The sequence below is a fragment of the Pseudobutyrivibrio xylanivorans genome, assembly GCF_010906925.1.
Lineage (GTDB): Bacteria > Bacillota > Clostridia > Lachnospirales > Lachnospiraceae > Pseudobutyrivibrio.
In genome coordinates, this window is sequence record NZ_VTVE01000001.1 from 55,558 (window position 1) to 69,353 (window position 13,796).

The following is a 13,796-nucleotide window of genomic DNA, read 5'->3' on the forward strand; positions in this document are numbered from 1 at the left end:
TGAGGATGGAGTTGGAATGAAACTAGGAATTGTGTACGCTGGCCAGGGTTCTCAAAAAGTGGGAATGGGTCAGGACTTTTATGAGAAGTACGATCTTTTTAAGGAGACAATTGATAATGCTACAGATACAGTCAAGGCTGTAACAGATATGGATGTAGCAGAGCTTTCGTTTAATGGTCCAGAGGAAAAGTTGTCCCAGACAAAATACACTCAGCCAGCTATGGTTGCATTTGCCATTGGCGTAACAAAGCTTTTACATGAGAGAGGAATCAAGGCTGACTATACACTTGGACTTAGCCTTGGAGAGTATTCAGCTCTCTATGAGTCAGAGGCGATTGATGAAAAGCAGGTTTTGGACCTTATTGCAAAGCGTGGACTTTTCATGACAGAGGCTTCTGAGGGACTTGAGGTAAAGATGGCAGCTGTACTTGGCGCTGAGCGACAGACAGTTTTGGATGCATGCGACAGAGTAAATAGCGAACTTGATGGCAAGCTTACTGTTCAGGCTGCAAATTTTAACTGCCCAGGACAGATTGTAATATCTGGTGATGCTCAGGCAGTTGACCAGGCAAGCGCTTATTTAAAAGAAGCAGGAGCAAAGAGAATTCTTCCTCTTAAGGTAAGCGGTCCTTTCCATACAAAGCTTATGAAGCCAGCAGGCGACAAGCTTAAGGAAGAGTTCAAGACTGTAGATTTTAAGCAGGAACGATCAAAGGTAATTTTCAATTGCCTTGGTCGTGAAAGAAAGCAGGAGGAGACAATTCCAGCACTTCTCGAAAAGCAGGTACAGACTTCAGTTTATCTGGAAGATTCTATTAGATATATGGTAGGTGAAGGCGTGGATACAATCATTGAGATTGGACCAGGCAAGGCAATAAGCAAATTTATTGCAAAGACAGTAGATGATGTAAAGGTCTATTCAATTGATACAGTTGAAGACTTTGAGGCAACAGTAAAGGAGCTTGGAGCATGAGTGTAGCACTTATAACTGGCGCAAGCCGTGGAATCGGCAGAGTAATTGCTGAGACTATGGCAAAAGCAGGATACGATATAGCAATTTGTTATTCAGGAAATGAATCAGCTGCTCAGGAGACCATTTCTTTATGTAAGAAATATGGTGTTCAGGCAATTTATGTGAAGGCTGATGTAAGCAACGCTGATGATGTCGCAAATATGTTTTCTGAAGTAAAAAGTTTACTTGGTCCTGTTGATGTGCTTGTAAATAATGCAGGAATAACAAAAGATGGACTTCTTCTTCGAATGACCGAAGAGGATTTTGAAAAGGTTGTTGATATTAATCTTAAGGGCGCATTCCTTTGCACAAAGGCGGCAATAAAGGATATGTTAAAAGCCAAAAAAGGAAGTATCATCAACATTACTTCTATTGTAGGAGTAACAGGAAATGCGGGCCAGGCAAACTATTCAGCCAGCAAAGCAGGCTTAATTGGATTTACAAAATCAGTTGCTAAGGAGTATGGCTCAAAGGGAATTACCGTAAATGCGGTAGCACCTGGATTTATTCAAACAGCAATGACAGACAGTCTTCCAGAGGAAGTAAAGAGTGCTTATCTTAAACAGATTCCTCTCGGCAGATTCGGAACACCAGAGGACGTAGCATCTGTAGTTGAATTTTTAGCATCAGAAAAAGCAGCTTACGTAACTGGTCAAGTCATCGAAGTAACTGGAGGTATGTAATGAGAAGAGTAGTAATTACTGGCATGGGAACCGTCAATCCTTTGGCAAACAGCGTGGAGGAAACATGGGATGCTGTAAAGCAAGGAAAGTGCGGAATTGGTCCTATTACACATTTTGATACAACTGATTTAAAGGTTAAATTAGCAGGCGAGGTAAAGAATTTTGACGCCGCAGAGGTTATTGGTCCTAAGGAAGCAAGACGTATGGATGTGTACACACAGTATGCATGTGCAGCAGCGAAAGAAGCTCTTGCAGATTCAGGACTTGATATGGAAAAAGAAAATGCAGACAGATGTGGCTGTATTGTTTCATCAGGTATTGGCGGTCTTGAGACTATTTGCATTGAACATGGTAAAGGAGAGGAGAAGGGCTATAGCAAAATTTCTCCATATTTCATTCCTATGTCAATCAGCAACATGGCAGCAGGTCAGATTGCAATCATGTACGGCCTTAAGGGCATGTGCACATCTGTTGTAACAGCTTGCGCAAGCTCAAATAATGCTATCGGTGATTCATTCCACAGAATTAGAGATGGTTATGAAGACGTGATGGTTTGCGGTGGAGCTGAGGGTGTTGTTATTCCTCTTGCTATCGGAGGCTTCCAGTCTATGAAGGCTCTTTGTACAAGCGAGGACCCAAATCGTGCATCTATTCCATTTGATAAGGAAAGACATGGTTTTGTTATGGGTGAAGGCGCAGGTATTCTTGTAATCGAGGAACTTGAGCATGCTAAGGCTCGTGGCGCAAAGATTTACGCTGAAATTGTTGGATACGGCACAAACTGTGACGCATATCATATTACTGCTCCTAATCCAGAGGGCGAGGGCGGTGCAAAGTGTATGACTCTTGCAGTAAAGGATGCAGGCCTTGAAATGACAGATGTGGATTACATCAATGCACATGGTACTAGCACAAGCCTTAATGATGCAGGCGAGACACTTGCTATTAAAAAGGCATTTGGAGACCATGCATACAAGCTTATGGTTAGCTCAACAAAGTCTATGACTGGACATTTGCTTGGTGCAGCAGGTGCAGTTGAGGGCATCATCACAACACTTGCCCTTAGAGATGGATTTGTGCCAGCTACAATCAATTATCGTGAGAAGGACGAGGACTGCGATTTGGATATCGTTCCAAATGAAGGTCGTAAGGCTGATATAAATGTGGCTCTTTCTAACGCACTTGGTTTCGGCGGCCACAACGCATCCATTGTGTTCAAGAAGTATATCTAGTAGGTCGTTTATATGAGGCCGGTATCAATAAGCTAAGTTCTATTAATGAGTCATTAAATGTCAGATATGTTATAGATGAGGCAGTAGATATCAAGCTCTAAGTGTTACAGCAGGTGACATGTAGTCACCGGAAGTAATATCTTAGGCTTGAGAGCGTAACTGTCGGATGATAGAGGTGAATATTACTTAGATTATTAATAAGCTGGCCGGAATGGAGTATATATGCAGTTAAGCAACAAAGAGATACAAGAGATTCTTCCACATCGCTATCCTTTTTTACTAGTGGACAAGATTGTGGAGTGTGAGCCAGGCAATTACGCCAAGGGAATCAAGTGTGTTTCAGCAAATGAGATGCATTTTCTTGGACATTTTCCTGGACATCCAGTTATGCCAGGAGTACTTATAATAGAGGCTCTTGCTCAGGTAGGTGCAGTGGCGCTTCTTACCGAGGAAGAAAACAAAGGAAAGCTAGCATTTTTTGGCGGAATTAAAAACGCTAGATTTAAGAAGCAGGTTGAGCCTGGTGATGTTTTAGAGCTTGAGTGCAAGCTCACATCTAGAAAAGGTCCAGTCGGTTTTGGCGAAGCTGTAGCGTATGTAGATGGTCAGATTGCAGCAAAGGCAGAAATTTCCTTTGCCATAGGAGAATAGATTAGGTATGATGTTTCTAGGGAGTAAAAAATTAACAAAGGAAAAGGTACTAGAAATGTTAGAACAAACATTATCTGAGGTGTATACAAAATTCAAAATACACTTCTATCAGGAGATGTTTAACCATCTTCATTCCAGAGAGACATCCCTTACTACTGTTGAGATGTTCTGTGTAGAGGTCATCTACGCTCTCAAGAATCCTACCGTGGCTGAGTTCGCAAATTTCATTAATGTATCATCTCCTAATGCAGCCTACAAGGTTAACAGCCTTATCAAAAAGGGCTACATTGAAAAGATTCAGTCTGAGACTGACAGACGAGAGTACCATCTTGTTGTTACAGACAAGTACATTAATTACTTCAATTTATCACAGAAATACGTGAATACGGTAGTGGAGCGTGCGCAGGATTATTTTACACCGGAGCAGATAGCTTTCTTGGATGATATCCTTAGAGATATGTCTCTGGAGCTTATGAAAGATGTAGCCATCCCTCCAGTATCCATTAACCCTAATTAATGATTTGGAATTATTTGGATATGTATGTGCAAAACTAAATACGAAGTTAAAACGCCACTAGCATAAAGTCTAGTGGCGTTTTATTGTGATATTTACTTATAAGATTTTTTTATATAGGGAAAAAGGGGTTAACAAATTTACACTAAATGATACAATAGACCCTAAGAATTAAATGATTATCTCCCTTGGAGTAATAAGGAGGAACTATGATTAAAGTTGGAATTTTAGGTTACGGCAATTTGGGACGTGGCGTTGAGGCTGCAGTCACACTTAGCGATGACATGGAGCTTGTGGCTATCTACACAAGAAGAGACCCAAGCACACTTACAGTAAAGTCAAATGCTGCAGTTAAGTCTACAGCAGATTTGGATACAGGTAAGGAAGACATTGATGTTCTTATTATCTGCGGTGGTAGTGCTACAGATTTACCAGAGATGACTCCTAAGTACGCAGCACTTTACAATGTTATTGATTCATTTGATACACATGCAAGAATCCCAGAGCAGTTTGCAAATGTTGAGAAGGCTTCTAAGGCAGCAGGTAAGATCGGCCTTATCTCATGTGGTTGGGATCCAGGTATGTTCTCTTTAAATAGACTTTATGCTACATCTATTTTGCCAAAGGGTGAGGCATACACATTCTGGGGCAAGGGCGTTAGCCAGGGACACTCAGATGCTATTCGTCGTATCGAGGGTGTTGTAGATGCAAGACAGTACACAGTACCAGTTCCAGAGGCATTAGAGCGTGTTAGAAGTGGAGAGAATCCTGAGCTTTCTACTAGAGAGAAGCACACAAGAGAGTGCTATGTTGTAGTTGAAGAGGGAGCAGACAAGGCTCGCATCGAAAAAGAAATCAAGGAGATGCCAAACTACTTCGCAGATTATGACACCACTGTTAACTTTATCTCTGAGGAAGAGCTTAAGAAGAATCACAGCGGCTTACCACATGGCGGAAGCGTTATCTACACAGGTGAGACAGGCTTCGATGGTAACAAGCACGTCATTGAATATAGTTTGAACTTAGATTCTAACCCAGAGTTCACAGGAGCTGTTTTAACAGCTTATGCTAGAGCAGTGTCACGCCTTAATAAGGAGGGCGTTACAGGTGCTAAGACAGTATTTGATATTGCACCAGCTTATCTTTCACCAATTGCACCAGAAGAGCTTCGTGCACACTTCTTATAATTTGTAATCAAAACGATTTTGGGATGGCCAGTGACCTGGCCATCCTTTTTTGTTTACGGATTCCTGCGCGATAGTGATAGTTTTTTGGGGCGATGATATGCTTTTGTGCGTGAGTCTTTGCCTCTGAAAGCCGAAGCTTGTTTTATTATGGCAATTTGGACGACGGACTAGTAGTCTTGTTGCCTAACGACTTGCGAAAAAAAGTTGGATTCAAAAAACTACGGGTTTTATTGTGAAATCTCATTTTGTACCGTAGGAATTTCTACTTGAAAATTTCTGGCTACGGGGATATTTTGAATTTCTTAAAAATCCCCGTAGTCGGCTTGTTCCAAAGGGTATCATTCTACGGGGAAAAATGGGGATTTTAAAAATATACCGTAGTCCTCCCCAAATCCCTACGGTACAAATCGAAAAAATGAAAAATACCCGTAGGTTTTGAAATCTGAAAAATTTTTACAAAGGTGGACTACGGTGCAAAATAGAATTATTCAAAAATACCCGTAAATCAGCTGCAAAAAAGAACAAAACTAAAAGGGGACCAATACAAAGAGATACTTATCTCAAAGATATATAGAAGACAGTGCCCTAGACAAAGGTTGCGGATTTAATTTTATAAATGTTTACGGTATTCAAATTGGAGAATATCTATTATATTACTATTAAGAGAATTAATTGGAGAGATATGTGGGGCATTCCATTAATTCGGATAGGATATGAGGGGATAAAAAGTAGAAAGAGATGAGGATATGAAAAAAAGAGTTTTATTTTTAGCATGTTTAATGGCAGTTATGGCAGTGGCTTGTGGAAAGCAAGATGACCAGGAAGATATAATTGGCGGAGCTGATGAGCCTACTACTATTGTGTTAGATGCCAGCAATACTGAGGATACTCAGCAGCAGGAAGAAGAGGTAGAAGAGACAGAAGATACAGTAGAGGAATCTGATGCAGAGACTTCTGAAGAGGCAACCGCAGATGATGTTATAACAGATGATCAGGCACTTTCTGCTATTAGAAAATACTGCATTCAGCAGAATCCTGATCTGGAAGAGATGGCAGAGTCTGATGATTACACTTTGTACTGGAATGTAGAGTCCTCTGATGCAGAGCAAATCGTAGTGGCTTACAGATCTTATACAGCAGCAATAGTACGATACTATGTTGATGTACATACTGGTGATACCTATGTTACAGAATTTGTTCCAGATATTATGGATGAAGAAGAAAAAACGGGTGAGAATTTCAATATAAGAGATTACATAGAAGAATAATAGAAAGAGAGAAAGCAGATGTATTATGTACCAGATGGCACTGCTCTTGCAGGATTTTATGAATGCAGTGAGTGTGCAAATAGATTTTTATCAGTTCAGGTGGGGCCTACATTGGTTTGTCCATTTTGTGGGGAACAGCCTAATATGGAAATAGGACCAGATGAGGAGATGCCTGTTGCAACAGAGACTGCCAAATTACTTTCTGTAGTTCAGGGAGCTGATGAGGTTGAGAAGATGGATGCACTGCTATCACTTGCAGTGACAGGTGGAGATTATAGCTGGATGTAGTTCAGGTAAAAATAGGGTAGGGGTTTATGAGAAAAAAGAAGGATGTTTTATCGTATTTGTTTATCATATTGGGAGCTATAATGGCTAGCTTTTCTGTCGCTCTTATTTTGCTTCCAAATGATGCTATTGATTATGGAACAGCAGGTGTGGCAATCATAATAAGTAAATTGTCTGGAGTTCAGTTGTCTACTTGCGTGTTGGCTGTTTTTATACCATTTATTATTGCAGGGTATATTTTCTTAGGAAAGCAATTTACTGTTAAGGCAGCTCTAGGGTCCATAGTTTATACAGCAGGACTTGATTTCTTTGAGAATATTCCATTTGAATTAGATACAGAGCATTTCCTTGCGGTGGCATTTGGTGGTGCCATTTTAGGAGCGGGACTGTCGTTGATTTTACGAAGCGGTGGCTGTATTGATGGCTCTGAGATACTGGCTAATATTGTGGTCAAAAGACTGTCAGACAAAACCGGTCGCAACTACAGTATGACACCAGTTTTGCTGGCATTTAATGCACTTGTATATATGACTATTTTTGCACTGATTGATGTGACGGCAGCCCTTCTTAGTCTTCTAGTATATGTGGTGGCCACAGCAGTAATTGATCACTTTACTGATCACTTTGAGTCTATCAAGCAGGTTACTATTATCACACAAGATCCAGATGGAATTATCAAGGACATTAAAGAAAAGCTGAACAAGACATGTACAATAATGGATTCAAGAGGTGCTATAGCAGGGGAGAACAATACCTTGATTTGTTATGTCAGTTATTTTGAACTTCCTATAATGAAAGAAATCATTTCAATCCATTCAGGAAGTTTTAGTACAGTATCTACAATAGATGAGATATTAAGGTAAATATAAAAGGGACGGCGAAATAATCGCTGTCCCTTGTTTTTATTTAATATAGTTAATAAGTAATTTGAATGTGTTTTCCACACCCTTTTTGTGGGAGCGTTCGTAGCCGTGACTGGCGTATACACCAGCTCCTATGAGACCATGTCTAACGTCGTATCCGGCATTTAATGCAGCGTCTGCATCGGAACCGTAATGAGGGTATACATCCACAGCAAAATCGATATTATTGTCTTTTGCAGTTTTGATGAGATTTGATACTACATCATAGTTGTAAGGACCAGCAGAATCCTTGGCGCAGATGCTGACCTGTGTCTCCTTGCAATCAAGTCCATCACCAATGCAGCCCATGTCTACAGAGAGAATTTCGGTAACTCCATCAGGTACAGTTCCGCAAGCACCATGGCCTACTTCCTCGTAAACTGTGATGTGATGGAAGAGACGGCGCTCTGGAGTGATTTTATTGTCGGCAAGATATTTGGCCTGGCCTAAAAGGATCCCAACGGAAAGTTTGTCATCAAGGAAGCGGCTCTTGATATAGCCTGATTTTGTAACTCTAGTACGTGGCTCAAAGGCAACGATATCACCAATCATGATGCCCAGCTTTTTGGTGTCATCAGCGCTAGAAACCTCTTCGTCTACAACAATTTCCATTGATTTGAATTCTCTGGCAGTTGTCTTGTAATCGTCGTTTACGTGAACGGATGCATCATTAAGCTGGAATGTGCCCTCGTATATCTTGCCATCTCTAGTATAGATGCGGCAGTTTTCAGCCTCTCCATTGTTTGGGCTAAATCCGCCAAGTGGAGTAAGCTCCAGATTGCCATTATCCTTGATTTTGCAAACCATACCACCTAGGGTGTCCATGTGGGCCTCTACCAGGATGGCATCCTCAGAATTCTTACCGCCCAAGTCCACAATAACTCCACCTTTTGTGGTGAGCTTTGGCGCGAAACCAAGCTTTTTATACTCTGCCATGATGTGGTCGGCAGCATTTTTAGTAAAGCCAGTAGGACTATCGATATCAAGCACATCAACAGCCTGCTTTACCATATATTCAACATATTCTTTAGTCTTCATGGTATCCTCCAAATAATAGATTCTAGTGGTATTGTACTATTTTTCTGATGCAGTTTCATTAGTAAAGTTTTGTGAAATCTTTGTAAATATGGCATTATGTCGACTGTGCTTTTGGTATACTGTTCTAAGAGAATTAAACATGATATAGGAGTTTTGAAATGAAAAAACACGATACTATTTTAAAGATAACACAGGGGGCTATGATAGCAGCCTTATACGTGGTACTCACATGGGTGGCCAATGCACTTGGACTTGCAAATGGTGCTATTCAGGTGAGATTTTCAGAGGCCCTTTGCATTTTACCTGTATTTACACCTGCAGCTATTCCAGGACTTTTTGTGGGATGTTTACTAGCTAATATTTTAAATGGCTGTGTAATCTGGGATATTATCTTCGGAAGTCTGGCTACATTGATTGGAGCCTTTGGAACATACTTCCTTAGAAAGACCAAATTCGTATTTACGTTACCGCCAGTAATAGCCAATGCTGTTATCGTGCCATTTGTTCTTAGATACGCTTATGGGGTGGGAGATGCTCACTGGTATCTTGTAGCTACAGTTGCAGCAGGAGAAATCATCAGCGTGTGCATACTTGGTTTGATCCTTAAAGTTGGCTTGTGGAAATATAGAAAAGTTATTTTCTAAAAATATAATACGACCCTATAGATGCCCTTCTGGAAAGCTCTAGAAGGGCATTTTTATATTAACCCTTAACATATGGGACTTATACATCATTGTCATAAAAAATGTTTTGGTAAATTTTGTTAAAAATCACACAAGAGGGATAAAAAAGTATAAAATAATTTTGTGTGAGCAAGAGCTCATGTTTATTAGGAGAGATTAATGGCGAAAAATAATTTCTATGCGGTGAAAAATGGTAGAAATCCAGGGATTTACAAGACCTGGGATGAGTGCCAAAAGAACACATCTGGCTTTTCAGGAGCCGTTTTCAAAGGTTTTCCTACATTAGAAGAAGCAAAAGCATATATGGAGTTTGAGGACTCAGGTAAATGGGATGGAGCATTAGACCTTCCTGATGTTTATGCATTTACTGATGGCTCATTTAATGCCACAACAGGAGTGTATGGATTCGGTGGATTCCTTCATTACAGTCAGGTGGAGCCTGATATTGAAATTAGGGGAAATGGCTGTGACCCAGATGAGGCCACATCTCGAAATGTGGCGGGAGAGGTTCATGGAGCAGTTGCTGCCATTGAAAAAGCTGTGGAGCTAGGCCTCAGTGAGCTTACTATATATTATGACTACGAGGGAGTTGCCAAATGGCCTACGGGACTTTGGAAGGCTAATAAGAAAATTTCTCAGTTTTACGTGGAAAAATATAGTGCGCTAAAAGACAAAATCCATGTGAAGTTTGTTCATGTTAATGCACATACGGGGATTCCTGGGAATGAAGCTGCTGACGCCATGGCCAAAGAAGAAGTGGGCCTCAGCAAATGAGAATTATAGATTAATATAATAATGGTTTACACCATCACATTAGTGTGGTAAAGTGATGAGCAAAAGAAAAAAGCTGGTGACGGGAATTGAACCCGTGACCCCTTCCTTACCAAGGAAGTGCTCTACCTCTGAGCCACACCAGCAGATTGCTTTTCAGCAAGAAAAAGCATATCAAAGCTGCAAGGTGATGTCAACCATTGAGATGATATATAAGGGTATAATTTTTAAAAATCAGAGGTGTAGGGAAGTATGAAAATTTCGGTAGTGTCTCCTGGAGGCAATATAACATATGAAGATGTTATTGCGTCCATCACACAAAAGACCAGCAAGAGCGATGCTAATACCAATAGCGGTGCTTTTGCAAGGGCTTTAAATACCACCACAGTGGCTGAGGGTACATCCACAGCCAAGTCATATAAGGATATTTTTATTGAGGCCAGTAGGAAATACGGTGTCAGCTACGACTTGCTAACAGCTATGGCTCAGCAGGAATCAGGATTTAATCCAGAGGCTGTCAGCCGCACAGGCGCTATGGGCATTATGCAAATTATGCCTGAGACTGCCAAGGGACTGGGGCTTGAGCATCCATTTGATGCTTATGAAAATATCATGGCAGGCGCCAAATACATTTCTCAGAAGTTAAAAGAGTTCGGAGGAAATGTGGAGAAGGCGCTGGCTGCTTACAATGCAGGCAGCAGTGTGGTGAAAAATTACGGTGGAGTACCACCTTATGGGGAGACACAGAGCTATGTAAGAAACATAAAGGCTATTATGAAGCGAGGAGCTGACGTGCCTTATGCTAATTACATTTCGCGAGATGCATCAAAAGAAGAGGTTGAGGCAGATTTGAAAATGCTTCTTTCTCAAATGCCAGACACAGAAGAATATCGTGTACTTAGAAACACATTAGCGGAGATGAATTATTTATGAAAACCCCATTTGTAACAAAAGAAAAGATTCAGGAAATCACAAAAACTATTCCAACACCATTTAACATCTATGATGAGAAAGGAATCAGAGAAAACGCAAAAGCCGTTCATGCAGCATTTAGCTGGAACAAAGGCTTCAAAGAGTATTTTGCAGTAAAGGCTAATCCAAATCCATTTATCCTTAAAATCCTTCAGGAAGAGGGCTGCGGAGTGGACTGCGCTTCTTATGTTGAGCTTGCACTTTCTAACGAGCTTGGCTTCAAGGGCGACGATATCATGTTTTCATCTAACGATACTCCAGCAGAGGAGTTTAAATACGCTGATGAATTAGGCGTAATCGTTAACCTTGATGATTTTACACATATTGATTTCTTTGAAAAGTCAGTAGGACATTTTCCAAAGAAAATGAGCTGCCGTTACAATCCAGGCGGAGTTTATGAACTTTCAAATGGTATCATGGACAATCCTGGTGACAGCAAATATGGTATGACTAAAGAGCAGATTTTTGAGGCATACCAGGTACTTAGAGATAAGGGAGTAGAGGAGTTTGGTATCCACTCATTCCTTGTTTCAAACACAGTTACTAATGATTACTATCCAACTCTTGCTAGAGATTTATTTAAGCTTATTGTTGAGCTCAAGGAGAAGACAGGTATTGCTCTTTCGTTTGTAAATCTTTCAGGCGGCGTTGGCATTGCATATAGACCTGACCAGACACCAAACGATATTGCAAAGATTGGTGAGGGCGTTAAGAAGGCATACGAAGAGGTCCTTGTACCAGCAGGAATGGATAACGTATCTATTTTCACTGAGATGGGTAGATTTATGATGGGACCTTATGGTGGACTTGTTACTACAGCTATTCATGAGAAGCACATCTACAAGGAGTACATCGGAGTAGATGCATGCGCTGTTGATTTGATGAGACCAGCTGTATATGGCTCATATCATCATGTTACTGTACTTGGCAAGGAAAATGCTCCAGCAGATCACGTATACGATGTAACAGGCTCCCTCTGCGAGAACTGTGACAAGTTTGCAGTAGACCGTCAGCTTCCAAAGATTGACATGGGTGATGTACTTTTCATTCATGACACAGGTGCTCATGGATATTCAATGGGTTACAACTACAACGGCAAGCTTAAGAGCGCTGAGGTACTTCTTCAGCAGGACGGCGGATTCAAGATGATCCGTAGACCTGAGACTATCAAGGATTACCTTTCTACACTTGATGAGTTCGGTATTGTGGATGGTTTATTAAAATAACTGTCCCCTAAAAATTTCATAGAATTACGACTTTTAAAGATGTCAGATTTAAGATAGCATCATATCCAACAGCAAAGGAGGATATGGTGCTATGTTTAATTTTAGGGATTTTAAAAAGATTGATATGCATTCACACATAGGTACATGGGGGAATCCATTTAACTTTAGTGGGGATATTAATCTGATTCTTGAATTGATGGAGAAGTTCAATATAGAAAAGACAATTTTGTGTCCATCAGATTCAAGTAAGAATAAGGAGATTGTTGAGGCATATAAGAATGCTAAGGACAAAATTGTTCCAGTTCCTTGGGTAGACTGTACTAAAGGGCAGGAGGCTTATGACGAACTTGAAAGGCTAATTAGGGATGAGGGCTGCAAGGGGGCAAAAATCCAGTCCCTTTTTGATGGTTATGCAGCTGATTCACCAATTGTGGATCCGGTGGCGGAGATATGCGAAAAATACCATGTGCCATTTTTTGTTCATTCTGGACATGAGCCATTTTCATTGCCATGGCAAATTGGGCTTTTGGCGGAAAGACATCCAAAATGTAAATTTGCAATGCTTCATATGGGACATGGTCATGGAATATATGTTGAGGCGGCTCAGACTATAGCTAAAAGATATAAGAATATCTGGCTTGAGACATCAGGAACATCCATGACAGCACAGATTTACAATGCATATAAAAATGTCGGTAACGATAAAGTAATGTTTGGACTTGATACACCATTTCATGCGCCGGAGGTGGAGATACAAAAGATATTATCATGTCCTTTAAAGGAAAAAGATTACGAAAACATTTTTTATAACAATGCAAAGAACTTTATGGGATCGCTTTTAGACTAGGGAGGACAAAAAATGAAGACATCGAAGATTTCACAAAAGGATATTGCCATTACAGGCATGATGATTGCACTGGTTTTTCTAGGTACATTTTATTTTAAAATTCCAACGGCATTTGGATATACACATTTAGGGGATTGCATGATTATTCTTGCCACATGCCTTCTTGGCACGAAAAAAGGGGCGGTGGCTGGAGCTTTTGGAGCTGGGTTAGCAGATTTGGTTGGAGGATATACAGCTTGGGTATTTCCTACTATGGCATTTAAGGCAGCATGGGTTATTGTAATGGGGCTTGTAGCATTTAAACTTTTGAAGAAGTTTAAATACAACCTGTGGGGAGGAGCAATCGCAGGAGGACTGGTACATATTCTTTTATATACATTAATCAAAATTCCAATGTTTGGCGCCTCTTATGCATTTGCCACATTGCTTACACTGTCACTTCAGACACTTAGCGGAATTGTCCTTGGAAATATTATTTTTGGAATGATAAAAAATAAAGTTTCATCACTTATAGCTGATTATTAA

16 protein-coding genes and 1 tRNA gene are annotated in these 13,796 nt (G+C 40.5%); 15 read left to right on the top strand and 2 right to left on the bottom strand.

Annotated features, from left to right (window positions below; translation table 11 throughout):
• Positions 1–16 precede the first annotated feature (16 nt).
• The 9 genes from fabD to F0Q01_RS00340 all read left to right on the top strand — a co-directional run bounded on the left by fabD (position 17) and on the right by F0Q01_RS00340 (position 7,695).
• Entirely contained in the window at positions 17–973 is a 957-nt protein-coding gene (gene fabD, locus F0Q01_RS00300) for an ACP S-malonyltransferase (protein ID WP_090489638.1), read from the top strand.
• A complete protein-coding gene (fabG, locus tag F0Q01_RS00305) occupies positions 970–1,695 on the top strand; it encodes a 3-oxoacyl-[acyl-carrier-protein] reductase (RefSeq protein ID WP_090489640.1) in 726 nt (241 codons plus the stop codon). The genes fabD and fabG overlap by 4 nt, the downstream gene beginning before the upstream one ends.
• Positions 1,695–2,927, top strand: a complete 1,233-nt coding sequence (gene fabF / locus F0Q01_RS00310) for a beta-ketoacyl-ACP synthase II (protein WP_090489642.1) — start codon at positions 1,695–1,697, stop codon at positions 2,925–2,927. Before fabG ends, fabF begins: the two co-directional genes overlap by 1 nt.
• A gap of 222 nt (positions 2,928–3,149) precedes the next feature.
• Entirely contained in the window at positions 3,150–3,578 is a 429-nt protein-coding gene (gene fabZ / locus F0Q01_RS00315) for a 3-hydroxyacyl-ACP dehydratase FabZ (protein ID WP_090153495.1), read from the top strand.
• Between the two features lie 55 nt (positions 3,579–3,633).
• A complete protein-coding gene (locus F0Q01_RS00320) occupies positions 3,634–4,095 on the top strand; it encodes a MarR family winged helix-turn-helix transcriptional regulator (protein ID WP_090153713.1) in 462 nt (153 codons plus the stop codon).
• 206 nt (positions 4,096–4,301) lie between these two features.
• Positions 4,302–5,279, top strand: a complete 978-nt coding sequence (locus F0Q01_RS00325; protein WP_090489644.1) for a diaminopimelate dehydrogenase — start codon at positions 4,302–4,304, stop codon at positions 5,277–5,279.
• 746 nt (positions 5,280–6,025) lie between these two features.
• Complete coding sequence (locus F0Q01_RS00330) at positions 6,026–6,547, top strand: hypothetical protein (protein WP_090489646.1); 522 nt, start codon at positions 6,026–6,028, stop codon at positions 6,545–6,547.
• Positions 6,548–6,565: 18 nt separating this feature from the next.
• Entirely contained in the window at positions 6,566–6,835 is a 270-nt protein-coding gene (locus tag F0Q01_RS00335) for a hypothetical protein (protein WP_090153502.1), read from the top strand.
• Between the two features lie 26 nt (positions 6,836–6,861).
• Complete coding sequence (locus F0Q01_RS00340; protein WP_090153504.1) at positions 6,862–7,695, top strand: YitT family protein; 834 nt, start codon at positions 6,862–6,864, stop codon at positions 7,693–7,695.
• 39 nt (positions 7,696–7,734) lie between these two features.
• Here the strand turns inward: F0Q01_RS00340 and F0Q01_RS00345 are convergent, their stop codons facing one another.
• Positions 7,735–8,772: a M42 family metallopeptidase gene (locus tag F0Q01_RS00345; RefSeq protein WP_090489648.1), complete on the bottom strand. Its 1,038-nt coding sequence runs from the start codon at positions 8,770–8,772 to the stop codon at positions 7,735–7,737.
• A 158-nt stretch (positions 8,773–8,930) separates the two neighbouring features.
• On the opposite strand from F0Q01_RS00345, the gene F0Q01_RS00350 reads away from it, so the two are divergent.
• On the top strand, positions 8,931–9,416 hold the full coding sequence (locus F0Q01_RS00350) for a QueT transporter family protein (protein ID WP_090489650.1): 486 nt from the start codon (positions 8,931–8,933) through the stop codon (positions 9,414–9,416).
• A gap of 198 nt (positions 9,417–9,614) precedes the next feature.
• On the top strand, positions 9,615–10,229 hold the full coding sequence (locus tag F0Q01_RS00355; protein ID WP_090489652.1) for a viroplasmin family protein: 615 nt from the start codon (positions 9,615–9,617) through the stop codon (positions 10,227–10,229).
• A 71-nt stretch (positions 10,230–10,300) separates the two neighbouring features.
• On the opposite strand, the gene F0Q01_RS00360 is transcribed toward F0Q01_RS00355, so the two are convergent.
• Positions 10,301–10,372, bottom strand: a tRNA-Thr gene (locus F0Q01_RS00360).
• A gap of 106 nt (positions 10,373–10,478) precedes the next feature.
• On the opposite strand from F0Q01_RS00360, the gene F0Q01_RS00365 reads away from it, so the two are divergent.
• The 4 genes from F0Q01_RS00365 (at position 10,479) to F0Q01_RS00380 (ending at position 13,796) form a co-directional block, all read left to right on the top strand.
• Entirely contained in the window at positions 10,479–11,159 is a 681-nt protein-coding gene (locus F0Q01_RS00365; protein WP_090153512.1) for a lytic transglycosylase domain-containing protein, read from the top strand.
• A complete protein-coding gene (locus F0Q01_RS00370; protein WP_090153514.1) occupies positions 11,156–12,424 on the top strand; it encodes a diaminopimelate decarboxylase in 1,269 nt (422 codons plus the stop codon). The genes F0Q01_RS00365 and F0Q01_RS00370 overlap by 4 nt, the downstream gene beginning before the upstream one ends.
• Before the next feature lie 91 nt (positions 12,425–12,515).
• Positions 12,516–13,271 (top strand): amidohydrolase family protein, encoded by a 756-nt coding sequence (locus F0Q01_RS00375; RefSeq protein WP_090489655.1) that lies wholly within the window; start codon positions 12,516–12,518, stop codon positions 13,269–13,271.
• Positions 13,272–13,283: 12 nt separating this feature from the next.
• Entirely contained in the window at positions 13,284–13,796 is a 513-nt protein-coding gene (locus tag F0Q01_RS00380) for an ECF transporter S component (protein WP_090489657.1), read from the top strand.